23 protein-coding genes are annotated in these 24,469 nt (G+C 55.0%); 13 read left to right on the plus strand and 10 right to left on the minus strand.

Annotated elements, in window-relative coordinates:
* Positions 1-70 precede the first annotated feature (70 nt).
* The 3 genes from panB (at position 71) to panD (ending at position 2,212) form a co-directional block, all read left to right on the plus strand.
* Positions 71-862, plus strand: coding sequence for a 3-methyl-2-oxobutanoate hydroxymethyltransferase (gene panB, locus MUU51_RS12215; RefSeq protein WP_159770963.1), 792 nt, complete (start codon positions 71-73; stop codon positions 860-862).
* Positions 863-872: 10 nt separating this feature from the next.
* Positions 873-1,727 (plus strand): pantoate--beta-alanine ligase, encoded by an 855-nt coding sequence (gene panC, locus MUU51_RS12220; RefSeq protein ID WP_258967837.1) that lies wholly within the window; start codon positions 873-875, stop codon positions 1,725-1,727.
* Positions 1,728-1,831: 104 nt separating this feature from the next.
* The gene (gene panD, locus MUU51_RS12225) at positions 1,832-2,212 is read left to right on the plus strand and encodes an aspartate 1-decarboxylase (protein ID WP_159770969.1); all 381 of its coding nucleotides are present in this window, start codon (positions 1,832-1,834) and stop codon (positions 2,210-2,212) included.
* Positions 2,213-2,215: 3 nt separating this feature from the next.
* Here the strand turns inward: panD and MUU51_RS12230 are convergent, their stop codons facing one another.
* From MUU51_RS12230 to MUU51_RS12245, 4 genes are all read right to left on the minus strand, one after another.
* Positions 2,216-3,463: a polysaccharide deacetylase family protein gene (locus MUU51_RS12230; RefSeq protein WP_159770972.1), complete on the minus strand. Its 1,248-nt coding sequence runs from the start codon at positions 3,461-3,463 to the stop codon at positions 2,216-2,218.
* A gap of 61 nt (positions 3,464-3,524) precedes the next feature.
* Positions 3,525-3,965, minus strand: a complete 441-nt coding sequence (locus MUU51_RS12235; protein ID WP_159770975.1) for a PTS sugar transporter subunit IIA — start codon at positions 3,963-3,965, stop codon at positions 3,525-3,527.
* A gap of 110 nt (positions 3,966-4,075) precedes the next feature.
* The gene (locus MUU51_RS12240; protein WP_258967838.1) at positions 4,076-4,846 is read right to left on the minus strand and encodes an ABC transporter permease; all 771 of its coding nucleotides are present in this window, start codon (positions 4,844-4,846) and stop codon (positions 4,076-4,078) included.
* Positions 4,843-5,769 (minus strand): ABC transporter ATP-binding protein, encoded by a 927-nt coding sequence (locus MUU51_RS12245; RefSeq protein WP_110510808.1) that lies wholly within the window; start codon positions 5,767-5,769, stop codon positions 4,843-4,845. Before MUU51_RS12245 ends, MUU51_RS12240 begins: the two co-directional genes overlap by 4 nt.
* A gap of 106 nt (positions 5,770-5,875) precedes the next feature.
* On the opposite strand from MUU51_RS12245, the gene can reads away from it, so the two are divergent.
* Positions 5,876-6,538, plus strand: a complete 663-nt coding sequence (gene can, locus MUU51_RS12250; protein WP_125355767.1) for a carbonate dehydratase — start codon at positions 5,876-5,878, stop codon at positions 6,536-6,538.
* A 95-nt stretch (positions 6,539-6,633) separates the two neighbouring features.
* Here the strand turns inward: can and hpt are convergent, their stop codons facing one another.
* A complete protein-coding gene (gene hpt, locus MUU51_RS12255; protein ID WP_168927193.1) occupies positions 6,634-7,170 on the minus strand; it encodes a hypoxanthine phosphoribosyltransferase in 537 nt (178 codons plus the stop codon).
* Positions 7,171-7,375: 205 nt separating this feature from the next.
* Between hpt and MUU51_RS12260 the strand changes: the two genes are divergently transcribed.
* Positions 7,376-9,766 (plus strand): glucose/quinate/shikimate family membrane-bound PQQ-dependent dehydrogenase, encoded by a 2,391-nt coding sequence (locus MUU51_RS12260; protein WP_258967839.1) that lies wholly within the window; start codon positions 7,376-7,378, stop codon positions 9,764-9,766.
* A gap of 86 nt (positions 9,767-9,852) precedes the next feature.
* Here the strand turns inward: MUU51_RS12260 and cueO are convergent, their stop codons facing one another.
* Positions 9,853-11,427, minus strand: a complete 1,575-nt coding sequence (cueO, locus tag MUU51_RS12265) for a multicopper oxidase CueO (RefSeq protein ID WP_258967840.1) — start codon at positions 11,425-11,427, stop codon at positions 9,853-9,855.
* Positions 11,428-11,572: 145 nt separating this feature from the next.
* Between cueO and MUU51_RS12270 the strand changes: the two genes are divergently transcribed.
* From MUU51_RS12270 to speD, 3 genes are all read left to right on the plus strand, one after another.
* Entirely contained in the window at positions 11,573-11,920 is a 348-nt protein-coding gene (locus tag MUU51_RS12270; protein ID WP_110510803.1) for a YacC family pilotin-like protein, read from the plus strand.
* A gap of 97 nt (positions 11,921-12,017) precedes the next feature.
* A complete protein-coding gene (speE, locus tag MUU51_RS12275) occupies positions 12,018-12,905 on the plus strand; it encodes a polyamine aminopropyltransferase (RefSeq protein WP_159770984.1) in 888 nt (295 codons plus the stop codon).
* A complete protein-coding gene (gene speD / locus MUU51_RS12280) occupies positions 12,892-13,686 on the plus strand; it encodes an adenosylmethionine decarboxylase (protein ID WP_258967841.1) in 795 nt (264 codons plus the stop codon). The genes speE and speD overlap by 14 nt, the downstream gene beginning before the upstream one ends.
* 39 nt (positions 13,687-13,725) lie before the next feature.
* Here speD and yacL read toward each other — a convergent pair whose 3' ends face one another.
* Both yacL and acnB read right to left on the minus strand, forming a co-directional pair.
* Positions 13,726-14,088, minus strand: coding sequence for a protein YacL (gene yacL, locus MUU51_RS12285; protein WP_159770990.1), 363 nt, complete (start codon positions 14,086-14,088; stop codon positions 13,726-13,728).
* A gap of 163 nt (positions 14,089-14,251) precedes the next feature.
* Positions 14,252-16,849 (minus strand): bifunctional aconitate hydratase 2/2-methylisocitrate dehydratase, encoded by a 2,598-nt coding sequence (gene acnB, locus MUU51_RS12290; RefSeq protein WP_258967842.1) that lies wholly within the window; start codon positions 16,847-16,849, stop codon positions 14,252-14,254.
* A 360-nt stretch (positions 16,850-17,209) separates the two neighbouring features.
* Between acnB and MUU51_RS12295 the strand changes: the two genes are divergently transcribed.
* The 5 genes from MUU51_RS12295 (at position 17,210) to MUU51_RS12315 (ending at position 22,337) form a co-directional block, all read left to right on the plus strand.
* Positions 17,210-18,895: a DUF3300 domain-containing protein gene (locus MUU51_RS12295; protein WP_258967843.1), complete on the plus strand. Its 1,686-nt coding sequence runs from the start codon at positions 17,210-17,212 to the stop codon at positions 18,893-18,895.
* Between the two features lie 9 nt (positions 18,896-18,904).
* Positions 18,905-19,699 carry a DUF2950 family protein gene (locus tag MUU51_RS12300; RefSeq protein ID WP_258967844.1) on the plus strand — a complete coding sequence of 265 codons (795 nt, stop codon included), beginning with the start codon at positions 18,905-18,907 and terminating at the stop codon, positions 19,697-19,699.
* Positions 19,700-19,847: 148 nt separating this feature from the next.
* Positions 19,848-21,152 (plus strand): sensor histidine kinase, encoded by a 1,305-nt coding sequence (locus tag MUU51_RS12305; RefSeq protein WP_159771001.1) that lies wholly within the window; start codon positions 19,848-19,850, stop codon positions 21,150-21,152.
* Positions 21,153-21,158: 6 nt separating this feature from the next.
* Complete coding sequence (locus MUU51_RS12310; protein ID WP_159771004.1) at positions 21,159-21,770, plus strand: response regulator transcription factor; 612 nt, start codon at positions 21,159-21,161, stop codon at positions 21,768-21,770.
* Between the two features lie 87 nt (positions 21,771-21,857).
* Entirely contained in the window at positions 21,858-22,337 is a 480-nt protein-coding gene (locus MUU51_RS12315) for a GlcG/HbpS family heme-binding protein (RefSeq protein WP_258967845.1), read from the plus strand.
* Positions 22,338-22,417: 80 nt separating this feature from the next.
* Here MUU51_RS12315 and MUU51_RS12320 read toward each other — a convergent pair whose 3' ends face one another.
* Both MUU51_RS12320 and lpdA read right to left on the minus strand, forming a co-directional pair.
* Entirely contained in the window at positions 22,418-22,702 is a 285-nt protein-coding gene (locus MUU51_RS12320; RefSeq protein ID WP_159771010.1) for a hypothetical protein, read from the minus strand.
* A 190-nt stretch (positions 22,703-22,892) separates the two neighbouring features.
* Entirely contained in the window at positions 22,893-24,317 is a 1,425-nt protein-coding gene (lpdA, locus tag MUU51_RS12325) for a dihydrolipoyl dehydrogenase (protein ID WP_159761264.1), read from the minus strand.
* Positions 24,318-24,469: the final 152 nt, after the last annotated feature.

Here is a 24,469-nt window from a genome sequence, read left to right on the forward strand (position 1 = left end):
AAAACCATTGCCCGCCTCAATGTGACTGATACAATGCCGCAAGATTCGGCTTTCGTTATCAGGAAACGCTATGAAACCCACCACCATCTCCCTGCTGCAGAAATGCAAACAGGAAAAGAAACGCTTCGCCACCATCACTGCCTATGATTTCAGCTTCGCGAAACTGTTCGCCGATGCCGGAATCGACGTCATGCTGGTTGGTGATTCATTGGGTATGACCGTTCAGGGCCACGACTCGACGTTGCCTGTCACCGTCGACGATATCGCTTATCACACCCGTGCAGTGCGCCGTGGTGCGCCAAACTGCCTGCTGCTGGCTGACCTGCCGTTTATGGCTTACGCCACGCCGGAACAGGCGTTTGATAATTCTGCCGTGGTCATGCGCGCCGGTGCCAATATGGTGAAGCTTGAAGGCGGGGCCTGGCTTGCTGCCACCGTAAAAATGCTGACAGAACGCGCCGTGCCGGTGTGCGGTCATCTCGGCCTGACCCCACAATCGGTTAACGTCTTTGGCGGCTATAAAGTGCAGGGCCGTGGCGACGCCGCACAAACCCTGTTTGACGATGCGCTGGCGCTGGAAGCTGCAGGCATTCAGCTGTTGGTGCTGGAATGCGTACCGGTCGCGCTGGCGAAACGCATTACCGACGCGCTGACCATTCCGGTTATCGGTATCGGTGCCGGGAACGTCACCGACGGGCAAATTCTGGTGATGCACGACGCGTTCGGTATTACCGGCGGCCATATCCCTAAATTTGCGAAAAATTTCCTGACCGATGCAGGCGACATGCGCGCCGCGGTGCGGCAGTATATTGCCGAGGTCGAGTCCGGAGTCTATCCGGGCGAAGAACACAGTTTCCATTAAGGAGTTTGTTGTGTTGATTATCGAAACCCTGCCGCTGCTGCGCCAGCACATCCGCCGTCTTCGTCAGGAAGGCAAACGCATCGCGCTGGTGCCCACCATGGGCAACCTGCACGACGGTCATATGAAGCTGATTGATGAAGCGAAAGCCGCTGCCGATGTGGTGGTGGTCAGTATCTTTGTGAACCCGATGCAATTCGACAGAGCCGACGACCTGGCCCGCTATCCGCGTACCTTGCAGGAAGACAGCGAGAAGCTGAACAAGCGTAAAGTCGATTTCGTGTTCTCCCCTGCCCCGGCGGATATTTATCCGCAAGGCACCGATACTCAGACCTTTGTCGATGTGCCGGGCATTTCTACCATGCTGGAAGGTGCGAGCCGTCCAGGCCATTTCCGTGGCGTCTCCACCATCGTCAGTAAGCTGTTCAACCTGGTTCAGCCGGACGTCGCCTGCTTTGGCGAGAAAGATTTCCAACAGCTGGCACTGATCCGCAAGATGGTGGCCGACATGGGCTACGACATCGACATCATCGGCGTGCCAACGGTACGCGCGAAAGACGGTCTGGCCCTCAGTTCCCGTAACGGCTATCTCACCAGCGACCAGCGTAAAATCGCGCCGGGCCTGAGCAAAGTGATGAATGCCATGGCGGATAAACTACGCGAAGGCGATCGTGGTCTGGAAGAGATGATTACGCTGGCAGAACAGGATTTAAACGAGAAAGGCTTCCGCGCCGACGACATTCAGATCCGCGATGCAGATACGCTTTTAGAGCTCTCAGACTCCAGCCAGCGAGCCGTTATCCTGATGGCGGCATGGCTTGGCCAGGCGCGTCTTATCGACAACAAAACGGTTGAATTAACTCTGTAGACAGGGGTTAAAAAACGGGCAATACTGCCTATCGATGTGGTGAATATATCCCCGGCCCTCTCGCCAAAGCGGAGTGGGGGCAACACAGCAACAAAGGTAAAGTTATGATTCGCACTATGCTGCAGGGCAAGCTCCATCGCGTGAAAGTCACTCATGCGGACCTGCATTATGAAGGCTCTTGCGCCATCGACCAGGATTTCCTCGACGCCGCCGGTATCCTTGAAAACGAAGCCATTGATATCTGGAATGTGAACAACGGCAAGCGTTTCTCAACCTATGCCATCGCGGCAGAGCGCGGCTCGAAAATCATTTCCGTGAACGGCGCGGCGGCACACAATGCTGACGTGGGCGACATCGTGATTATCGCAAGCTTTGTGACCATGTCTGACGCCGAGGCACGTACCTGGCGTCCAAACGTGGCCTACTTTGAGGGCGACAACGAAATGAAGCGCACGGCGAAAGCCATTCCGGTTCAGGTCGCGTAAGTTCTATCCTTGCGGCTGGTTGCTTATCAGCCGCGACATCGTCTCTAACGAATCCGTTCTTAAGATGTACAGGCGTTTCAGTAAGAACGGATTATCTCCCGGCTTCACCTTCCCTTTCACCGTCGTCACTGCCATATGAAAACCGGCGTCGTTCGCCGCCTGCACCGCCGTGGTGTTATAGCCACCAAACGGATAGGACAGATACAGCACGTGCGGGTTGAACTGCCCCAGCGCTCGGCGTGAACGTTCGAAATCAAACAAAATATTGTGATAGCTGCGGCTCAGCAAAATAGGCCGACGGTACGCGTCCACGCGGTGCAAAAAGTGGGTGTGCGACTGAACGTCAAACACATCCTGAATCTGCCTCAACTCTGAAATGCTCATAAACTGCAGCGACTTAGGATCCCACTTCTGCGGATGACGCTTGATACGCGACGAGATGATGAACGCCGTGGCCTTGAAACCGTACTCTTTTAGCACCGGCCAGGCGTAGCGATTGACCGATTTCAGACCATCATCGAAGGTAATGACTACTGAACGAGCGGGTAAATTCATCTTATTACGCACATAACCTTCGAGCTGGTACATCGTCAGCGTGGTGTAGCCCTGATCGCGCAGCCAGGTCATTTGGTTGCTGAATGCACGCACCGAGGTCGTCGTAGAGGTATGGCGAAAACGGGTGTTTTCTTCGTCGCGCAAAATGTGGTGATACGTCAGGATCGGAATGCCGTTATCCTGCTGCGCATCCAGGCTACTGACCCACGCCAGCCGGTTACCAATACGGATTTGAAACCAGGTCTGATTCAGACGGTCTTTCAGTTTGGCAATAATCGGGTAGCGGATATTGTCTGCCAGCACGCCAAACGGCGCACTGCCCAGATTTGGCGCGTTATACACCTTTGTATCCCGCCAGGTAACGAGATTCTGATTACTGAGCGGTTTGTTCAAATCGCCGAGACTGTCTTCCACCCGCTGTTTACCCTGCACCGGCTCGAGATGACCTTTATCGATAAACCCGGTGCCAAAGCCAAAGCTGAATTCGTAGTAATCGGCCGCAGTCGGTACCACCGCGAGAATTTGCCCCTCTTCTACGGTTCCGACGGTGACGACGTCATTACCCACCTGTGCCCAGATTATGGCGTCTTCGGTGGTTTGCATGTAGCGGGCGGGCTGCCCATGTTGGCTTAACAAACTGGCAGTGGCACTGCCAGAAAGAAGGACTAAAAAAGAGAAAATAACGCGAATCAGCATGCGCTCTAACCGGTGCGATATGAAGCGGTTAGTTTAACAAAAGTGCCATCAATACCAATGGTTAATTTGCATACAGGTCATGCAGCAGGACAAACGGGGGATTTTTTTGCTGTTGATGCCACAGACTGCTGGCATCGGGATAGCCTAAGGTCACGAAAGCATTACGAAATGCCTCGCTACTCAGTGTAGCGCGCAACGGTACCATTCTTTCAATAAGCGAATAGCTGATACCGGAAATGACTTCACAGTGGGAGTGTTTATGGCTCATTAGCGCGGCAACGCGATAGGGCGCGTCCCCCGCACTGTCGGTCAGAAAAATAACGCCATCACCGGAATCGGTTTCATGCAGCGCATCACACATCATACGACTGAGCATATTGGTGCTGAGACCGCGCCAGAAACTCACCACCCGGCACTGCGGCAATGGCCCAAATTTCTTTTCCAGACGATCCAGCAGCACCTGCGCCCTATCGTCATGACAGGTAATCACCCAACCCAACATAGCCCAGCTCCTTTGCAGGCAAGCAGTTTAGCGGAGTGAAGGTTCAGGAGGGGTGCGATTGATCAAGGTTTGAGGCCGGGCAACGGTACGCCGCCCGGCTAAAGACAGACTTAGCTACGCAGTCCACGGCCACTCTGAATCAAGTACCAGCACAGGGCGTAGAACGCGGCGATAAACACGACCAGCACACCGACGGTGGTGAACAGCGGAACGTCGGAAATGCCGAGGAAGCCGAAGCGGAAACCGCTGATCATGTAGACAATCGGGTTCAGATGCGACAGCGCCTGCCAGAACGGCGGCAGCAGCGTCAGCGAGTAGAACACCCCGCCAAGATAGGTCAGCGGCGTCAGCACGAAGGTCGGGATCAGGCTGATATCATCGAACGTTTTGGCGAATACCGCGTTCAGCAGGCCTGCGAGTGAGAACAGGATCGCCGTCAGCAGCAGCGTCAAACCAACGAACAGCCAGGAATGCACCTGGAACGGCACGAAGAACAGCGAAATCGCTGTCACCAGCACGCCGACGCACAGCCCGCGCGCCACGCCACCGCCGACGTATCCGGCGATAACCACGTGCGTTGGCACCGGGGCCACCAGCAGCTCTTCAATGTTACGCTGGAACTTAGCGCTGAAGAACGAAGAGGCCACGTTGGCATAGGCGTTGGTGATTACCGCCATCATTATCAGTCCTGGCACGATGAACTGCATGTAAGTAAAGCCATGCATCTCGCCAATGCGCGAACCAATCAGGTTGCCGAAGATGATGAAATAAAGGGTCATGGTGATGACCGGCGGTACCAGAGTCTGGATCCAGATGCGCATGAAGCGGTTAATTTCTTTGGCCCAGATACTTTTCAGCGCCACCCAATAGAGCTGCATCATGCCTGTTCTCCTGTCTTATTATGAACCAGCGTGACGAACAGCTCTTCCAGACGGTTGGCCTTGTTACGCATACTCAATACCTGCACGCCTTGCTCGCTCAGCTGAGCAAAAACGCTGTTGATCCCCTGCTCACGCAGCACTTCCACTTCAAGTGTTGAGGTATCGACCAGACGATACTGATAGCCTTCGAGGTGCGGCAGCGGGCTTTTCGCCGCGAGATCGAGAATGAAGGTTTCAGACTTCAGCTTCGACAACAGGTTTTTCATCGAGGTGTTTTCCACCAGCTGGCCGTGCTGAATGATGCCAATGTTGCGGCACAGCATTTCAGCTTCTTCCAGATAGTGCGTGGTCAGAATGATGGTGGTACCTTTGTCGTTGAGATCTTTGAGGAAGCCCCACATTGAACGACGCAGTTCGATGTCGACGCCCGCGGTAGGCTCATCCAGAATCAACAGTTTGGGCTCGTGCATCAGCGCACGGGCAATCATCAGACGACGCTTCATACCGCCGGATAACATCCGCGCACGTTCGTTACGTTTTTCCCACAGATCGAGCTGTTTCAGGTACTTTTCGCTACGTTCAATCGCGTCTTTACGCTCTACGCCGTAGTAGCCCGCCTGGTTAACAACAATCTGTTGTACCGTCTCGAACGGGTTGAAGTTGAACTCTTGCGGAACCAGTCCGAGCTGGCGCTTGGCGTTGACCACGTCTTTCGCCAGATCGTAGCCAAATACATTTACCTGACCGGAGGTTTTGTTCACCAGCGAGCTGATAATCCCTATCGTCGTGGATTTCCCCGCACCGTTTGGGCCTAGCAAAGCATAAAAGTCCCCGGCTTCGACCGTCAGGTCAATGCCACGCAGCGCCTGAACGCCACCTGGGTAAGTCTTTTTAAGCTGTTTCAATTCAAGTGCAATGGTCATTCAGTGTCTCTTATTCAAATCTTGCAATCGATGTATGGTTTTAAATAAAGCCGAGTTGACCTATATTAGCGCAACGCACTTACTTGGTTACAGGTCATTAACCTCCATGAACGACATAGATACACTCATCAGCAATAATGCACTATGGTCAAAAATGCTGAATGAAGAGGATCCTGGTTTCTTTCAGAAACTGGCACAGGCGCAGAAACCGCGCTTTCTATGGATTGGATGCTCAGACAGTCGCGTTCCAGCGGAACGTCTGACGGGTCTGGAGCCGGGTGAACTGTTTGTTCACCGTAACGTGGCCAACCTGGTTGTCCATACCGACTTAAACTGTCTTTCCGTGGTTCAGTATGCGGTAGATGTGCTGGAAGTCGAACACATCATCATTTGCGGTCACTACGGCTGCGGCGGTGTCCAGGCGGCGGTTGAGAACCCTGAATTGGGTCTGATCAACAACTGGTTGCTGCACATTCGCGATATCTGGTTCAAGCACAGTTCATTACTGGGTGAAATGCCGCAGGAACGTCGCATGGACACCCTGTGCGAACTGAACGTGATGGAGCAGGTGTATAACCTCGGCCACTCTACGATCATGCAGTCTGCCTGGAAACGTGGGCAGAAAGTGACGATCCACGGCTGGGCTTACGGCATTCATGATGGCCTGCTGCGTGACCTCGACGTCACCGCGACCAACCGCGAAAGCCTGGAGCAGGGTTATCGCATGGCGATCTCTAACCTGCACACTCGCCACATCAATCACAAATAAGCCTGTAAAAAAGCCGGGTAGCGATTTCGCCTTACCCGGCCTACGACGGAGCATTCTTTAAGTCCGGTTCGCATTCGCGCAGCCGGGCTTTTTATTTACTCGTCTTGCGGTACCACTTTCCCGACGTACGGCAGATGGCGATAACGCTGCGCGTAATCAATGCCATAGCCCACAACGAACTCATCAGGAATTGAGAAACCCACGAATTCCACCGGAACTTCAACTTCGCGACGTTCTGGTTTATCGAGCAGAGTACAAATCGCTAAGGATTTCGGTCCACGCAGGCTCAGGATCTCACGGACTTTGGAAAGCGTGTTTCCGGAGTCGATGATGTCCTCAACAATCAGCACGTCTTTGCCGCGGATATCTTCGTCCAGGTCTTTAAGGATTTTCACATCACGGGTGGTCGACATACCGCTGCCGTAGCTGGAAGCCGTCATAAAATCGACTTCGTGGGGGACGTGCACTTCACGACACAGGTCCGCCATAAACATAAATGAGCCGCGAAGCAGGCCAACCAGCACCATTTCGCTGCCGCTGTCCTGATAATGTTCGGTAATTTGACGGCCCAATTCGGCGATACGCGCTTTGATCTCCGCTTCCGGGATCATCACTTCAACAGTATGTTTCATAACACTAACCATATGATTTCAGGGTCAATCTCTCAACCACGCGGGCCAGTGCCTGCGCCGTTGATCGGCAAGCCATGCAGTATACCAGTAAAACCATTTATCGGGTGTATGAGATAAGAAAGTTCAATTTGTGATTCCGATCACACTTGTTAAATCCTATAATTAATTGCTACTAAAAAATTAACAACATACAGGTGTGCTTTCTATGGCAGAAACAAAACCACAACAGAGCGGGCTTCTTGTGAAGCTGACGGCTCTGTTTGCAGCCTTTTGCGGGCTGTATCTCTTAATCGGCGGAGTCTGGCTCGTCTCATTGGGCGGCTCCTGGTATTACCCTATCGTCGGGCTGGTGATGCTCGCCGTCACCGCCATGCTGTGGCGGGGTAAACGTTCCGCCCTGTGGCTGTATGCGCTGGTGCTGCTCGTCACCATGGTCTGGGGCGTCTGGGAAGTCGGTTTCGACTTCTGGGCACTGACGCCGCGCAGTGACATTCTGGTGTTCTTCGGCATCTGGCTGATTTTGCCATTTGTCTGGCGTCGCCTGATTGTGCCATCCAGCGGAGCGGTTGCCGCTCTGGTGGTGGTGCTGCTGATTACCGCCGGCATTCTGACCTGGGCGGGCTTCCACGATCCGCAGGAAATCAACGGGACGCTGAGCACCGACGTAACGCCAGCGGCCCCGATTTCTCAGGTGGCCGATCAGGACTGGCCTGCGTATGGCCGTAATCAGGAAGGCCAGCGCTGGTCTCCACTCAAGCAAATCAACGCCGACAACGTTCATCAGCTGAAAGAAGCGTGGGTCTTCCGGACCGGCGACCTGAAGCAGCCGAACGATCCGGGTGAAATCACCAACGAAGTGACGCCAATTAAAGTCGGCGACATGCTGTATCTCTGCTCCGCGCACCAGCGTGTATTCGCTCTGGATGCCACGACCGGTAAAGAGAAATGGCACTTCGACCCGCAGCTCAACACCAACACCTTCTTCCAGCACGTAACCTGCCGCGGCGTGTCGTATCACGAAGCCAAAGCCAACAGCGCGCCGGCTGACGTGGTGGCTGACTGCCCGCGTCGTATTCTGCTGCCAGTGAACGACGGTCGTCTGTTCGCGCTGAATGCCGATACCGGCAAGCTGTGCGAAACCTTCGGCAACAAAGGCGTGCTGAATCTGCAGACTAACCAACCAGTGACCACGCCGGGGATGTACGAACCGACGTCGCCACCGATTGTGACCGATACCACTATCGTCATCGCCGGTTCCGTAACGGATAACTTCTCGAACCGTGAAGCATCAGGTGTTATCCGTGGTTTCGACGTGAACACCGGTAAACTGCAGTGGGCCTTCGATCCGGGCGCGAAAGATCCAAATGCGATTCCGGATGACGAACATCACTTCACCCTGAACTCGCCGAACTCATGGGCACCAGCGGCCTATGACGCGAAGCTGGATCTGGTGTATCTGCCGATGGGCGTGACGACTCCGGACATCTGGGGTGGAAACCGCACACCGGATCAGGAACGTTATGCGAGCGCGATCGTGGCGCTGAATGCAACCACCGGTAAGCTCGCCTGGAGCTACCAGACCGTTCACCACGATCTGTGGGATATGGACCAGCCGTCGCAGCCTACCCTTGCAGATATCTCCGTGGGCGGCAAAACCGTGCCGGTGGTCTACGCTCCGGCGAAAACCGGTAACATCTTTGTACTCGACCGTCGTAACGGACAGCTGGTTGTCCCTGCGCCGGAAAAACCGGTTCCGCAGGGGGCGGCGAAAGGCGATCGTACTAGCCCGACTCAGCCGTTCTCCGACCTCACCTTCCGTCCGAAGAAAAATCTTTCTGGCGCGGATATGTGGGGTGCGACCATGTTCGACCAGCTGGTGTGCCGCGTGATGTTCCACCAACTGCGCTACGACGGTATCTTCACGCCACCGTCTGAGCAGGGCACGCTGGTATTCCCGGGCAACCTGGGGATGTTCGAATGGGGTGGTATCTCCGTCGATCCAAACCGTCAAGTGGCTATTGCTAACCCAATCGCGCTGCCGTTCGTTTCTCGTCTGATGCCGCGCGGTCCGGGTAACCCGATTGAGCCGCCTAAAGATGCGAAAGGTTCCGGCACCGAAACCGGTATTCAGCCACAGTACGGCGTGCCGTATGGCGTGACGCTGAACCCGTTCCTGTCGCCGTTTGGCCTGCCGTGTAAACAGCCGGGCTGGGGTTATATCTCCGCACTGGATCTGAAAACTAACCAGATTGCATGGAAAAAACGTATCGGTACGCCGCAGGACAGCCTGGGCTTCCCAATGCCGTTTAAACTGCCGTTCAATTTGGGGATGCCAATGCTGGGTGGCCCAATTTCCACTGCCGGTAACGTCCTGTTTGTCGCGGCAACTGCGGATAACTATCTGCGCGCGTACAACATGACCAACGGTGACAAACTGTGGGAAGGCCGTCTGCCAGCGGGTGGACAGGCAACGCCGATGACCTATGAAGCGAATGGCAAGCAGTACGTTGTCATCTCAGCGGGCGGTCACGGTTCGTTTGGTACGAAGATGGGCGACTACATTGTGGCCTACGCTCTTCCGGACGACGCGAAGTAACATCCTGACGCCCGGTAGCGCTATGCTTACCGGGCCTAAAGCACAGGATTTTCTATGCCCGGTACGCTTGCGCTACCGGGCATTTTTTACACCGTAAACCCAAGCATCATTCCCGTATCTTCATGCTCTAACAAATGACAATGCGCCATATAGGCATGCTCTTTCGATGCTTCGTGGTCAAACTTCACTAACACCTCACTGACGTCCCCTTCCACGCGAACCGTATCCTTCCAGCCTGACCGATGGGCCGCTGGCGGTTTGCCATTTTCTGACAGAATGCGGAACTGGGTTCCGTGAATATGGAACGGGTGCAGCATCATGTCGCCTTCGCCTGAAATCGTCCAACGCTCAAACTGTCCTCGGCTGGCGGCAAACATCGGCTTATTCATATCAAAGGCCAGGCCGTTAATGCGGTTGGCATTCTGGAAATCAAAGCCCTGAGCGCCGTGATTCATATGGCCCATGTTGCCGTGGTCCATCCCTTCCATTTTCATATCGCCGTGGCCCATCATTTGGCCGTGATCCATGCCGCCCATCGCCTGCTTGCCGTACTTTTTCATCAACGCCTGCATGCCCATCATGTCGAGCATTGGGTCCATCGACAGCTGGAATTTACGCTGCGTCAGTCCCTCGAGGGAAGGTAGTGCAGGCAGCTTCGCCAGGGTGTCCGGCAGATTTGCAGATGCCGGGATCGGCAGCGGCTGAATGCGCATCACCGGGTGAGCCTTATCAAACGGCGCCACCGCCATCCCCATTTGATTAACGGGCAACATCACCAGGTCAAATGGTTTGCCGTCGCTGGTGTCCACCAGCACTTCGAAACGCTCGCCCATCAGCATCGGCAATTCGGTCACTTTTACCGGTTCGGCTAACAGACCGCCATCGCTGGCAATCACGTACAGCGGACGATTATCGCTGGTCGCCAGGTTCAGCGAGCGCGCGTTACAACCGTTCAACAAGCGCAGACGCAGCCAGCCTTTAGGCGGCGCATGCTGCGGGTAAATCGCGCCATTGGTCAGCAGCGTATCGCCAAACCAGCCCACCGCGGCGCTCATGATATCCAGTTGGTAATCAATCTGCCCCTCGGCGGTAAAACGCTTGTCCTGGATAATCACCGGCACATCGTCAATACCCCACTGTTTAGGCAGTAGCAGCGAATGGATCAGCGGGTCTTCAATCAGCACCAGCCCCGCCAGCCCCATCGCCACCTGATGCCCGGTTTTGCCGTGCTGATGCGGATGGAACCAGCAGGTTGCGGCCTGTTGCGTCGGGGTAAAGGTGACGGTACGCGTGGCTCCGGGCTTGATAACGCCCTGCGGGCCACCGTCAACGTCACCGGGAATTTCCAGTCCGTGCCAGTGCACGGTGGTTTCTTCGGCCAGCTGATTATGGATATCCACGGTGACCGGTTTGCCCTGCTGCAATTGCAGCGCCGGGCCCAACAGATTGCCGTTATATCCCCAGGTGGTCGCGTTGTGCGGCCCAAACTGGGACGTGCCACTTTGCACCGTCAGCGAAATGTGACTGCGGGAATCCGTGGTGAGTAAATTGGGGATCGGTAACGCGGGGCGATCGGCCGCCAGTGCGCTTCGACTCCATAACGGTAATGCGCTGGCGACCCCTACTGCGGCGGCTAATTTGATAAATTCACGACGTTGCATCTTCACTCCCTTTTCGTCTGCAGGCGATTTATTGAGCTTAAACCTTTCCCTTAGCGGAAGGTCAAGCATAATCCCATTAATAAAGCCCTGCGCAGGTTTTAGAAGTGTGCTAACGTTGAATTTCGTGGATGCATTGGTAACTAAAATGAAGACGTTTTTTAGAACTGTGGTACTCGGAACTCTGCTTGCTATCTCTGCTAACAGCTATGCATTGAGCGAATCCGAGGCCGAAGATATGGCCGATCTCACGGCGGTATTTGTGTTCCTGAAAAACGACTGCGGCTACCAGAATCTGCCGAACCAGCAAATTCGCCGTGCTTTGGTCTTTTTTGCCCAGCAAAACCAATGGGATCTGAGCAACTACGACACCTTTAACATGAAGGCGCTCGGTGAAGACAGCTATCGTGATCTCAGCGGCATCCGCATCCCTACCACCAAAAAGTGCAAAGCGCTGGCTCGCGATTCTCTGAGCCTGCTCGCCTACGTCAAGTAACCCCTTCTGCTGAAATAATGACCGTGCATCACCGGTCATTGTTGGCTATGATGTTGCGCCTATTTTGAAAGGGTGTTAACGAAGGAGGTATCCACCAATGGCCGACAATTCCCAGTGGCATGAAACGCTGCACGACCAGTTTGGTCAGTACTTTACCGTTGATAACGTGCTCTATCATGAGAAGACGGATCATCAGGATCTGATTATCTTCGAGAACGCCGCCTTTGGCCGCGTGATGGCGCTGGACGGTGTGGTGCAAACCACCGAGCGCGACGAGTTTATCTACCATGAAATGATGACTCACGTTCCTCTGCTGGCCCACGGTCATGCGAAACATGTGCTGATCATCGGCGGTGGCGACGGCGCAATGCTGCGTGAAGTAAGCCGTCACAAAAACATCGAAACCATCACCATGGTCGAGATTGATGCGGGCGTGGTGTCCTTCTGCCGCCAGTATCTGCCGAACCACAATGCCGGAAGCTACGACGATCCGCGCTTCAGCCTGGTTATTGACGACGGCGTCAATTTTGTTAACCAGACCACGCAAACGTTTGACGTGATCATTTCCGACTGTACCGACCCGATCGGTCCCGGTGAAAGTCTGTTTACCTCGGCATTTTATGAAGGCTGCAAACGCTGCCTGAATCCGGGCGGGATTTTCGTGGCGCAGAACGGCGTGTGCTTCCTGCAACAGGACGAAGCCCTCGACAGCCATCGCAAGCTCAGCCGCTACTTTGGCGACGTCAGCTTCTACCAGGCGGCCATCCCAACGTACTACGGCGGCATCATGACCTTCGCCTGGGCGACGGACAACGAAGCGCTGCGCCATCTCTCTACCGAGATTATCCAGGCCCGATTCCATCAGGCTAATTTAACCTGTCGCTACTACAATCCGGCGATTCACACCGCGGCCTTTGCCCTACCGCAATACCTGCAGAACGCGCTGTCTGCCCTTGAGGAGGTGAACCCAATTGAAAAAGCTTAAACTGCATGGCTTTAACAACCTGACCAAAAGCCTGAGTTTTTGTATTTACGATATCTGTTACGTGAAAACGGCAGAAGAGCGCGATGGTTATATCGCCTATATCGACGAACTCTATAACGCCAACCGTCTGACCGAAATCCTGTCTGAAACCTGCGCAATAATCGGCGCCAATATTCTCAACATCGCCCGTCAGGATTACGAACCGCAGGGCGCCAGCGTCACCATTCTGGTGAGCGAAGAGCCGGTTGACCCGACGCTTATCGACACCACCGAACATCCCGGCCCGCTGCCGGAAGCCGTGGTTGCCCATCTCGATAAAAGCCATATTTGCGTGCACACCTACCCGGAAAGCCATCCGGAAGGCGGCCTGTGTACGTTCCGTGCCGATATAGAAGTGTCGACCTGCGGGGTGATTTCACCGCTGAATGCACTGAATTACCTGATTCATCAGCTGGAGTCGGATATCGTGACCATCGACTATCGCGTGCGCGGTTTTACCCGCGACGTGAACGGCATGAAGCACTTTATCGATCACGAAATTAACTCCATTCAGAACTTTATGTCCGATGACATGAAGGCGCTGTATGACATGATGGATGTGAACGTGTACCAGGAAAACATCTTCCATACCAAGATGTTACTCAAAGAGTTCGACCTGAAGCACTACATGTTCCACACCAAACCGGAAGACTTAAGTGAAGAAGAGCGGCAGGCAATTACCGCCCTGCTCTGGAAAGAGATGCGCGAAATCTACTACGGCCGCAATATTCCGGCCGTGTAAGGCAGCACGGAGCAGGGATGCTCCGCCCGGCAATCGCGTTTATTTCTGACTCATGAACTCGCGATACGCTGCAATCACCAGAAGAAAGTCTTCCACGCCACACATGGACAGGCTTTCCTCGTCGTAGTAGCTCATCCCCTCTTCCATCTCATCGCCAGAAAACTCCAGCAGATTCGCGCGGACCATCACTTCTTCACCGTCCAGCCACAGCGTATATTCATGGCCAGTTCGCTGCCAGGAACGCTCAGTGCCTTTGACCGTCGCAGCCGCCTGTTCAACTTCATCCAGTAGTACGAGGTTATCTTTCACCTCTTCGTTGAACCAGTGCCCGACGACTTCGTGGCCCATCGACATCCGCACTTTTACGCCTCCGGTAATATCGCGCAGAAATTCGTATTCCATAGTATGTTCCTCGTAAACGGCAACGCGCCACAGCTGCATTGCACCTGTGCTAATTATCGCAGTTAGGGAGGAGAAAAAAAGCGTGGCGGGTGTAAGGAATGGAAATAAAAAACTAACCCTCTACCTGAAAGGGAGAGGGTTAGTTTGAGGAGGGTTGAAGCTTTTACACTGCGGTCTGGAAAATCACGCCGTCGGCTTTCTCGGTGTACTGAGTCAGCTTATCGAAGTTCAGATAGCGATAAGTATCCACCGCGGTCTTATCAACCTGCGACACGAAGGTCTGGTACTCTTCTGGCGTTGGCAGTTTGCCGATCAGCGCCGCAACGGCCGCCAATTCAGCAGAAGCCAGATAGACGTTCGCGCCAGTACCGAGACGGTTCGGGAAGTTACGGGTCGAGGTGGAAACTACCGTTGAACCGTCCGCCACACGCGCCTGGTTGCCCATGCACAGGGAGCAGCCCGGGATCTCGATACGCGCACCGCTCTTACCGAAGATGCTGTAGTAGCCTTCTTCCGTCAGCTGTGCTGCATCCATACGGGTCGGCGGAGCCACCCACAGGCGGGTTGGCAGCTGGCCTTTATGGGCATCCAGCAGTTTACCTGCCGCACGGAAGTGACCGATGTTGGTCATGCACGAACCGATGAACACTTCGTCAATCTTGTCGCCCTGCACGTCAGACAGCAGACGCGCGTCGTCCGGATCGTTCGGCGCACACAGGATTGGCTCTTTGATATCCGCCAGATCGATGTCGATAACCGCCGCGTATTCCGCGTCAGCATCGGCTTCCATCAACTGCGGATCCGCCAACCATTTTTCCATGCCCTGAACGCGACGCTCAAGCGTACGACGATCGCCGTAGCCTTCCGCAATCATCCACTTCAGCAGCACGATGTTAGAGCTTAAGTACTCTTCGATCGGCGCCTGGTTCAGTTTGATGGTACAGCCCGCAGCAGAACGTTCAGCGGAGGCATCGGTCAGTTCGAACGCCTGCTCCACTTTCAGATCCGGCAGTCCTTCAATTTCCAGAATGCGGCCAGAGAAGATGTTTTTCTTCCCTTTCTTCTCAACGGTCAGCAGGCCCTGCTTGATGGCATACAGCGGGATAGCATGGACCAGATCACGCAGAGTAATACCCGGCTGCATTTTGCCTTTGAAGCGCACCAGTACGGATTCCGGCATGTCGAGCGGCATTACGCCGGTCGCAGCAGCAAACGCCACCAGCCCAGAACCGGCTGGGAAGGAGATGCCAATTGGGAAACGGGTGTGGGAGTCACCACCGGTGCCGACGGTATCCGGCAGCAGCATACGGTTCAGCCACGAGTGGATAACGCCGTCACCCGGACGCAGGGATACACCACCGCGGTTCATGATGAAGTCCGGCAGGGTGTGGTGCGTGGTCACGTCAACGGGCTTCGGATACGCCGCGGTGTGGCAGAAGGACTGCATCACCAGGTCCGCAGAGAAGCCCAGACATGCCAGGTCTTTCAGTTCATCACGGGTCATTGGGCCGGTGGTGTCCTGAGAGCCTACAGAGGTCATTTTCGGTTCGCAATAGCTGCCTGGGCGCACACCCTCTACGCCACATGCACGGCCAACCATTTTCTGCGCCAGCGAATAGCCGCGGCTGCTTTCAGCCACATCTTTCGCCTGACGGAATACGTCGCTGTGCGGCAGACCCAGCGCTTCACGCGCTTTGGTGGTCAGGCCACGACCGATGATCAGCGGGATACGGCCACCGGCACGCACTTCGTCAACCAGCACATCGGTTTTCAGCTCAAAGTTGGCCAGCAGTTCATTGGTTTCGTGGTTACGCACTTCACCTTTGAATGGGTAAACGTCAATCACGTCGCCCATGTTCAGGTTGTTAACGTCCACTTCTACCGGCAGCGCGCCCGCATCTTCCATGGTGTTGAAGAAGATAGGTGCAATTTTACCGCCCAGAACCAGACCGCCGCCGCGCTTGTTCGGCACGTTAGGAATGTCATCACCCATAAACCACAGCACCGAGTTGGTGGCGGATTTACGGGAAGAACCGGTACCGACCACGTCACCGACGTAGGCCAGCGGGAAGCCTTTTGCCTGCAGCGCTTCGATCTGTTTGATCGGGCCGACGGCACCCGGTTGATCCGGATCGATGCCTTCACGGGCGTTTTTCAGCATCGCCAGGGCGTGCAGTGGGATATCCGGGCGTGACCAGGCATCCGGCGCCGGAGACAGGTCATCGGTGTTGGTTTCGCCAGTCACTTTAAACACGGTAACGGTCAGTTTTTCAGCCAGCTGTGGACGGTTCAGGAACCATTCGGCGTCGGCCCAGGACTGCATCACCTGTTTGGCGTAGGCATTACCCGCTTTCGCTTTTTCTTCGACGTCATAGAAGTTATCGAACATCAGCAACGTATGAGACAGGGCTTTAGCGGCAATCGGTGCCAGCGTGGCGCTGTCCAGCGCGTCAATCAGGGGGTGAATATTGTAGCCGCCCTGCATCGTACCCAGCAGTTCGATGGCTTTTTCAGGGGTCACCAGGGGGGAGGTGGCTTCGCCTTTGGCGACAGCGGCAAGGAAACCGGCTTTCACGTAGGCGGCTTCATCAACGCCAGGCGGTACACGGTTAATCAACAGATCTAACAGGAATTCTTCTTCGCCCACGGGCGGTGCTTTCAGCAGCTCGACGAGTGCGGCCATTTGGGTTGCATCTAAAGGTTTTGCAACAATCCCCTCGGCGGCACGCTCAGCTACGTGCTTACGGTATTCTTCTAGCACGACGGTATCTCCTCACTCTCATTGTCATATGCGGCCGGCGTTCTCTTCACGCTCCTGTGAGACAGCAGTTTGTAGGGTACTTTGCCCGATACCGCGTCGGGCAGCATAGCAGGATTTAGGGGGGGTGTTAATCCGTTTACAAAAAAGCAACATTAAAAAATAGCTGAATCGTTAAGGCCAGTATAAAAGAGGTCGAAATGCTATTTTTGGACATAATAATTCCCCTGATTCGCCCGTTCTTGCGCAAAAACACAACTAAAGTCAAAAACAAAAAATAAGTCCCTCTATACTCCCATTAACATTGCCATTTTCGGTAATACTCTGTGCAACAGGCCAAATTTTTTGCGCCAGGAGACAAAAATGACGTTGCCTTTTAAGCCCCATATTCTCGCGCTAGTGTGCAGTGCCGGGCTTCTTGCCGCCTCGGGTACGCTGTATATCAAAAGCCGTGCCGCCGAGACGCCTCCCGCCCCCGTTGCCCAACCCGCAACGCCTGCGCCTGCGCCGGCAACCCCCGTCGCAGCAGCGGCCACCCAACCGGTAGCCACCACCTACACCTCTGCGCAAATCGATCAGTGGGTCGCCCCGGTAGCTCTCTATCCGGATAACCTGTTATCACAGGTGCTGATGGCATCGACCTACCCCAGCAACGTGTTACAGGCTGTACAATGGTCGCAGGATAACCCCACCATGCAGGGCGATGCCGCCGTGCAGGCCGTCGCGAATCAGCCATGGGACCCGAGCGTGAAATCGCTGGCCGCCTTCCCGGCGTTACTGTCGTTGATGGGCGAAAACCCACAGTGGGTACAGGATCTGGGTAATGCGTTTCTGGCCCAGCCGCAGGACGTAATGGATTCGGTGCAGAAATTGCGTGCCGTCGCGCAGCAAACCGGGACGCTGAAATCGTCCCCGCAGCAGAAAGTAACCACCACCCAAATCGCTCCGCCGCCGCCGGACACGACATCGACATCAACGACGTCGACGACCCGAAGCAGCACCACCGTTGTCGAACCGGCACCGACCACGCAAATCATCAAGATTGAGTCCGCCGATCCGAATGTGGTGTATGTCCCGACCTACAACCCGAACACCGTGTACGGTACTTGGCCGAATACCAGCTATCCGCCAGTTTATCTACCTCCGACACCAGGGCAGCAATTCACCAACAGTTACATGAATGGCCTCGGTTACAGCCTCGGCGTCGCCACCACCTGGGCGCTGTTCAGCAGCATCGACTGGGATGACGATTATCATCATCACGATGACGATTATTACCATCACGACGGCTATCACGGTGGCGGTAATAACAATATCGACATCAACGTCAATAACTACAACCACTTCACCAACCAGCATTTAGATGGCAAAAACGTGAACTGGCAGCACAACCCGGCATTCCGTAATAACGTGCCTTACCCGAACAACAATGTGGCGCAGCGTTTCCATCAAACCGACGTTGCCGGCGGCCTGAGCGCAACGCAACGCCTGCCTGCAAACCGAACCGACCAGCGTCAGGAAGCCCTGAACCAATTCCAGCAGCGTACCCATAATGGTGCCGCAGCCGGGCTGGCAGCAGGCGGCGCGGCAGCTGTTGTGGGGAACCGCGACGTTCAACGTAAGGCTGCGTCACAGCAGCTCAACAAAATCACCCAGCGCAGTAACTATCGGGGCTACGACACGCCAGAAAACCGCACGGCGGCAAAAGAGAAGTTACAGCACCCGACGGCGCAACAGCAGCAGCACCGTCAGGAAGCAAAATCACGGGTCCAGCATCCGACAGCACAGCAACAGCAGCACCGCGCAGCGGCGAAATCTCAGGTTCAGCAGCACCACGCCTCTGTTACGCCGGAGCAGCATCAGCAGCGCCAACAGAGAGCACAGAACGTCCGTTCCAACGCCCTGAGCGGCAATGACAGCCGTTCCCCATCGTGGGAGGCTCAGCGTCAACGGGGAGTGCAGAGCCGCAATACCGCGCATCTGAACAACAATCAACGCTCGGCGGTCCAGCATAATGTCTCTCAACATCGCGAATTGCGTCACCGCTAAGGAGCAGCTATGAAAAAACTGATGATGTCTGGCTGGCTGATGCTGTTTGCTCTGCCCGCCCTCGCCCAACAGCATTTTGACTCGCCGGACAAAGCCTCCTCAGCGCTGGTAGAAGCAATCTCCAACCAGAACGAGGCGGCGCTTAACGACCTGCTCGGTGAAAACTGGCAGCAATACCTGCCGCCGGAAGGGGCTGATCCGCAGGCAGTCGCGCGTTTCCTGCGGGACTGGAAAGTCGGCCACAAGATTGTTGAACAGGGCGCTACCGCGTATCTGAACGTTGGGCGTGAGGAGTGGCAACTGCCCATCCCGATGCTGAAAACCGCAGAAGGCTGGCACTTTGACATGGCGCAGGCGGAAGACGAAATTCAGACCCGCGAAATCGGTCGCAACGAGCTGGCGGCGATCCAGGCGATGCATGCCTATGTGGATGCGCAAAATGATTACCATCAGCGCTTCCAGGTGTACGCCCAGAAATTTACCAGCAGTGAAGGTAAAAAAGATGGGCTGTACTGGCCGACTCAGCCAGGCGATGAACCCAGCCCATTAGGCCCGGCCTACAGTCCGGCGGTGCCGGGTGAAGGCTATCATGGCTATCGTTTCCGCATGATCCCCGATAAGGATAAACAAGGCTTTGCCCTTATTGCCTGGCCGGTGGCCTTTGGCGAGACGGGGATCATGAGTTTTATGATAGATCAGAACGATCAAGTCTGGCAGGCCAATCTGGGTGAGGAGTCAACCAGCAAAGCGCAGGCGATCAGCCTGTTCGCGCCGGAAAAACCGTGGCAGGAAATTAATCAGTAAACACCGAAGGGCTCGCATCAGGCGGGCCCTTTTTCATTACCCCCCGCCCAATCGCGTGAACTCGCGCACATTTCACTATCCTGCTGACGAGCCGCCTTGCTCTCTGTGATACTAGTCATCATCAGTGGCGGGATTTTTCGGATGCAGAATGACAACTAAACGCGCGTATCTTCAACGAGGAGTGCTTATCTGGCTCATAGCCTGCCTGCTGAGCAGCGCTCTGCTGTATGCAGAGCAGATCCGCCGTCAGTATTGGGCGTGCGATCGCGCATTCAACGGATTGTTCAGTACCATCAGTACCGCCCTCACGCAAAATGAATCGGTCATTCCCATTCTCAACGATGATGAATCGCTTTCGCTGCTACAGCAAAAATTCCCGCAAATTCAGGTGCTGGAAAAAACCGTTCAGCGCCCGTTGAATGCGCTGCGCGTCGAAATGCTTTCGCCGATGAGCTACTGGCTGTATAACCCTTATCGCCAGATTCGGGTGCAAATCAATCTCGCGCCGCTGCTGCAAACCGACTCACGCTTTGCCGATATTCAGCTCAGCCTACGCGTCCCGCCAGCCCAAGGGAAATATCGCTGGCACTGGACACGGCAGTTCCCGCAGCACTTTCAGCCGTTCATTTTGCAGGCCAGCGCGAACCCTGACTGGCTCGGCGTGGCGCGTTTACCGTATTTCCTGATCGTCGCCGCCTGGACTATGGTTATCGGCATGATAATGCTGCTTTTGTGGGGCCGTGAACAACAACGTACCGATCGCCAGCGCGCAGATTTTTATCAGCACGCGCGGCTCAACACGCTCGGTGAAATGGCCGCCGGCGTGGTGCATGAAATTAACCAACCACTGACGGCGACCCAAATGTGGATCCAGGGCGGAATGCGCCAGCTGGATCAGGGGCACAACGCGGAAGCGCTCCACGCCATGCGCTCGGCGCTGACTCAGACTCAGCGAATAAGCGAGTTACTTACCCGTTTTCGCGCACATCTGACCCAGGAAGCGGTCGCGATGACCAGGGTCAACCTGGAGCACAGCTGGCAGCGAGTCGGCAATCTGCTTGAACACGAGCCTGGCTCAAAACACATTCGCCTCACCCATGATTTCAGCGCGCGGATAATCCAGGCCGATCGTCTTTGGCTGGAACAGGTGCTGCATAATTTGCTCAACAACGCCATTCAGGCCCAGATGGCAAGCGGACGTGGTTGGGTGCATATTGCCAGCGCTGCGGTTGGCGATCGGGTCAAGGTGACTATCGCCGACGGTGGTCCCGGCTTTAGCCCGGAGGCGCTTAAGCTGGCGCTAATGCCGCTGTTCAGCGAACGCGAAGGCGGATTAGGTTTGGGACTGACGCTCACAGAATCGCTGATGACGCGAATGAATGGCAATATTCAGCTGGCGAATACTCCGGACGGCGGGGCCGAAATCAGTTTGTGGTTTATCAGAGAGACGTAACTATCGATGGAAAACATTATCTACGTGGTGGACGACGACGCGTCGATTCGCGAATCGCTCTCTTTTCTGTTCTCGACCCTGCAGTGGTCAACGCAGTGCTTCGACGCCATTGACGCCTTTAGTGCGGCCTGCAAGCCGGAAAGCATGTTAACCGGCTGTCTGCTGCTGGATATGCGGATGCCGGGCCAAAGTGGGCTGGCGTGGATCGAAAAACACAGCGCGTCGCACCCGCTGCTGCCAGTGGTGATGATGACTGGCCACGGCTCAATCGACGCTTGCCGTCGGGCGTTTCATCACGGCGTGTTTGAGTTTTTCACCAAGCCGCTGGACGCCGATCTGCTCATCGAGACGGTTCATCTGGCGTTTGCCGAAAGCGAAAAACGCCAACGCGGATGGCGGGAACACACTCGTGCCAAAGCGCTCTTCGCCCTGCTCACCGCCAGAGAAACGGACGTGTTGCATGAGTTGATGACCGGAGCCAGCAACAAAGAGGTCGCGGTGCGCCTGGCGCTCTCAACCCGCACAGTCGAAGCGCACCGGGCGGCTATTTTCAGCAAGCTCGGCGTCAGCAGTCTGGTGCAGGCTATTCGCGAACACGACAAACTGGACTACGTATAATTACCAGGACAGCCCCGTATTCCCCCGAATTACGCTTTCTGCTTTGCCTTGTTAGCATGGCTGAACACGACAAAGAGGAAGCCCGCAATGAAAAAACTCATCATCTCCACCGCCCTGATGGCCGGTTTAGTCTCTGCCGCGGCTCAGGCTGCCCCCCTGAGCCAGAAAAACATCTCCCTGACGCAGGCCAACAGCCTGGCGCAGGAAGCCATCAGCGCCTGCAGCGCGAAGAATTATCAGGTGACGGTTACCGTGGTCGACAGAGCGGGTGTGGTGAAAGCCGTACAGCGAACCGACAACGCCGGGCCGCACACCGTGAAGGCCAGTGAAATGAAAGCCTTCACCGCCCTGACCATGAAAAAAGCCAGCGGCAAAGTCATGGAAGCAGCGCAAAGCAATGCGGGCGCGCAGAACTTAAAGGATATCCCGGGCCTGCTGTTGCTGGCCGGTGGTTTACCGGTCAAAGACGGCGATGAGGTGATTGGCGCTATCGGTATCGGCGGTGCGCCGGGTGGCAATCTGGACGAAGCCTGTGCGCAAGCGGCACTGGATAACATGAAGTTGTAAAACATCTGGTCGATCAGAACACTGAAGCAGAAGAATGTGAAAACATCCTTCTGCTTTTTTATCGCCCGCTAAGCAGTAATTTAGCCCTGATGTGGCATCAGGCCAGGCTGTGCGACCACGGCAGGACGTGTGCTGGTCAGCGCATTTTCATCGGCTTTAATGCTGCCGGAGTTTGCAGCCCAAACGCCTTCCTGGGTTTTGGAGATAGCCTGATGCTGGGCATTCAGGTTTTGACCCATGTTGGCAATATGGGTGGTTTCAGTACCACCGCTGTTGTCCGCCCACGGGATTACCGGATCGTCAGCCAGCGCCAGACCAGAAAACAGAGTTGTGGCCAAGACAGCAGTAGTCAGAAAAGTTTTCATGGAGCACCTCGCTATAGTTTTTACGCTATAAGTTTACACCGTGATTATTTTCAGAGTAATGAACAGATGTGCACAGATATTTACGCAGAAATGTTTATAAATAAATGACTTACCGCTTCGCTATGCCCCGTCTGGCTTTGCGCAGAAATAAAAAAAGCGGCCCGCAGGCCGCTTCTTACATTCAGAAATCTTATTTCTTTTTCGCTTTCGGGTTCGGCAGGTCGGTAATGCTACCTTCGAACACTTCTGCCGCCAGACCAACGGACTCGTGCAGAGTCGGGTGAGCGTGGATGGTCAGAGCGATGTCTTCTGCATCACAGCCCATTTCGATAGCCAGACCGATTTCACCCAGCAGCTCGCCGCCGTTAGTACCGACAATCGCACCACCGATAACACGGTGAGTTTCTTTGTCGAAAATCAGTTTGGTCATACCGTCTGCGCAATCGGAAGCGATAGCACGGCCAGAAGCTGCCCACGGGAAGGTGGACGTTTCGTAGCTTATGCCTTTCTCTTTCGCTTCTTTCTCAGTCAGACCAACCCAGGCAACTTCTGGCTCAGTGTAGGCGATAGATGGGATCACTTTCGGATCGAAGTAGTGCTTCATGCCCGCGATAACTTCAGCGGCAACGTGGCCTTCGTGAACACCTTTGTGTGCCAGCATTGGCTGACCGACGATATCGCCGATAGCAAAGATGTGAGGGACGTTAGTACGCAGCTGCTTGTCGACACGGATGAAACCACGGTCGTCCACTTCCACGCCAGCTTTGCCCGCGTCGAGGTTTTTACCGTTCGGCACACGGCCGATAGCGACCAGCACGGCGTCATAACGCTGTGCTTCAGCAGGCGCTTTTTTGCCTTCCATGGAAACGTAAATACCGTCTTCTTTCGCTTCAACGGCAGTCACTTTGGTTTCCAGCATCAGGTTGAATTTCTTGCTGATGCGCTTGGTGAAGACTTTAACAACATCTTTATCGGCAGCCGGGATAACCTGGTCGAACATTTCAACCACGTCAATCTCTGAACCCAGAGAATGATACACCGTACCCATTTCCAGACCGATGATGCCGCCGCCCATAACCAGCAGGCGTTTTGGTACGGTTTTCAGTTCCAGGGCGTCGGTGGAATCCCACACGCGCGGATCTTCATGCGGAATGAACGGCAGTTCGATCGGACGGGAACCCGCCGCGATGATAGCGTTGTCGAAGTTGATAACGGTTTTGCCGTTTTCGCCTTCCACTTCCAGCGTGTTCGCACCGGTGAATTTACCCAGACCGTTTACCACTTTCACTTTACGGCCTTTGGCCATGCCAGCGAGGCCACCGGTCAGTTGAGTGATAACTTTTTCTTTCCAGGTACGAATTTTGTCGATATCGGTTTTCGGCTCACCGAAGACGATACCGTGTTCAGCCAGCGCTTTCGCTTCTTCGATAACTTTCGCGACGTGCAGCAGCGCTTTAGAAGGGATACAGCCGACGTTCAGACAAACACCACCGAGGGTGCTGTAACGCTCGACGATGACGGTTTCCAGACCTAAATCAGCGCAACGGAAGGCAGCGGAGTAACCTGCCGGGCCTGCCCCAAGTACGACGACCTGAGTTTTGATTTCAGTACTCATCATGACCTCTGTTATTTATTCCCGACGATCCCTGGTCTTACTTCGCCCATTGCCACCGGGATGTTCTATCCGCCCGTATTTTACAAAATTGTTAACAATTTTGAAACAACAAACGGCAAACGAATTGTCTTTTTGCGACGATAACCTCATGG

This window comes from Scandinavium manionii (assembly GCF_024764775.1).
GTDB classification, from domain to species: Bacteria; Pseudomonadota; Gammaproteobacteria; order Enterobacterales; family Enterobacteriaceae; genus Scandinavium; species Scandinavium manionii.

Coding starts and splice junctions, on each gene's coding strand:
- panB (WP_159770963.1), top strand. CDS start 71: ATGAAACCCACCACCATCTCCCTGCTGCAGAAATGCAAACAGGAAAAG.
- panD (WP_159770969.1), top strand. CDS start 1,832: ATGATTCGCACTATGCTGCAGGGCAAGCTCCATCGCGTGAAAGTCACT.
- MUU51_RS12230 (WP_159770972.1), bottom strand. CDS start 3,463: ATGCTGATTCGCGTTATTTTCTCTTTTTTAGTCCTTCTTTCTGGCAGT.
- MUU51_RS12235 (WP_159770975.1), bottom strand. CDS start 3,965: ATGTTGGGTTGGGTGATTACCTGTCATGACGATAGGGCGCAGGTGCTG.
- MUU51_RS12240 (WP_258967838.1), bottom strand. CDS start 4,846: ATGATGCAGCTCTATTGGGTGGCGCTGAAAAGTATCTGGGCCAAAGAA.
- MUU51_RS12245 (WP_110510808.1), bottom strand. CDS start 5,769: ATGACCATTGCACTTGAATTGAAACAGCTTAAAAAGACTTACCCAGGT.
- can (WP_125355767.1), top strand. CDS start 5,876: ATGAACGACATAGATACACTCATCAGCAATAATGCACTATGGTCAAAA.
- hpt (WP_168927193.1), bottom strand. CDS start 7,170: ATGAAACATACTGTTGAAGTGATGATCCCGGAAGCGGAGATCAAAGCG.
- MUU51_RS12260 (WP_258967839.1), top strand. CDS start 7,376: ATGGCAGAAACAAAACCACAACAGAGCGGGCTTCTTGTGAAGCTGACG.
- cueO (WP_258967840.1), bottom strand. CDS start 11,427: ATGCAACGTCGTGAATTTATCAAATTAGCCGCCGCAGTAGGGGTCGCC.
- MUU51_RS12270 (WP_110510803.1), top strand. CDS start 11,573: ATGAAGACGTTTTTTAGAACTGTGGTACTCGGAACTCTGCTTGCTATC.
- speE (WP_159770984.1), top strand. CDS start 12,018: ATGGCCGACAATTCCCAGTGGCATGAAACGCTGCACGACCAGTTTGGT.
- yacL (WP_159770990.1), bottom strand. CDS start 14,088: ATGGAATACGAATTTCTGCGCGATATTACCGGAGGCGTAAAAGTGCGG.
- MUU51_RS12295 (WP_258967843.1), top strand. CDS start 17,210: ATGACGTTGCCTTTTAAGCCCCATATTCTCGCGCTAGTGTGCAGTGCC.
- MUU51_RS12300 (WP_258967844.1), top strand. CDS start 18,905: ATGAAAAAACTGATGATGTCTGGCTGGCTGATGCTGTTTGCTCTGCCC.
- MUU51_RS12305 (WP_159771001.1), top strand. CDS start 19,848: ATGACAACTAAACGCGCGTATCTTCAACGAGGAGTGCTTATCTGGCTC.
- MUU51_RS12310 (WP_159771004.1), top strand. CDS start 21,159: ATGGAAAACATTATCTACGTGGTGGACGACGACGCGTCGATTCGCGAA.
- MUU51_RS12315 (WP_258967845.1), top strand. CDS start 21,858: ATGAAAAAACTCATCATCTCCACCGCCCTGATGGCCGGTTTAGTCTCT.
- MUU51_RS12320 (WP_159771010.1), bottom strand. CDS start 22,702: ATGAAAACTTTTCTGACTACTGCTGTCTTGGCCACAACTCTGTTTTCT.
- lpdA (WP_159761264.1), bottom strand. CDS start 24,317: ATGAGTACTGAAATCAAAACTCAGGTCGTCGTACTTGGGGCAGGCCCG.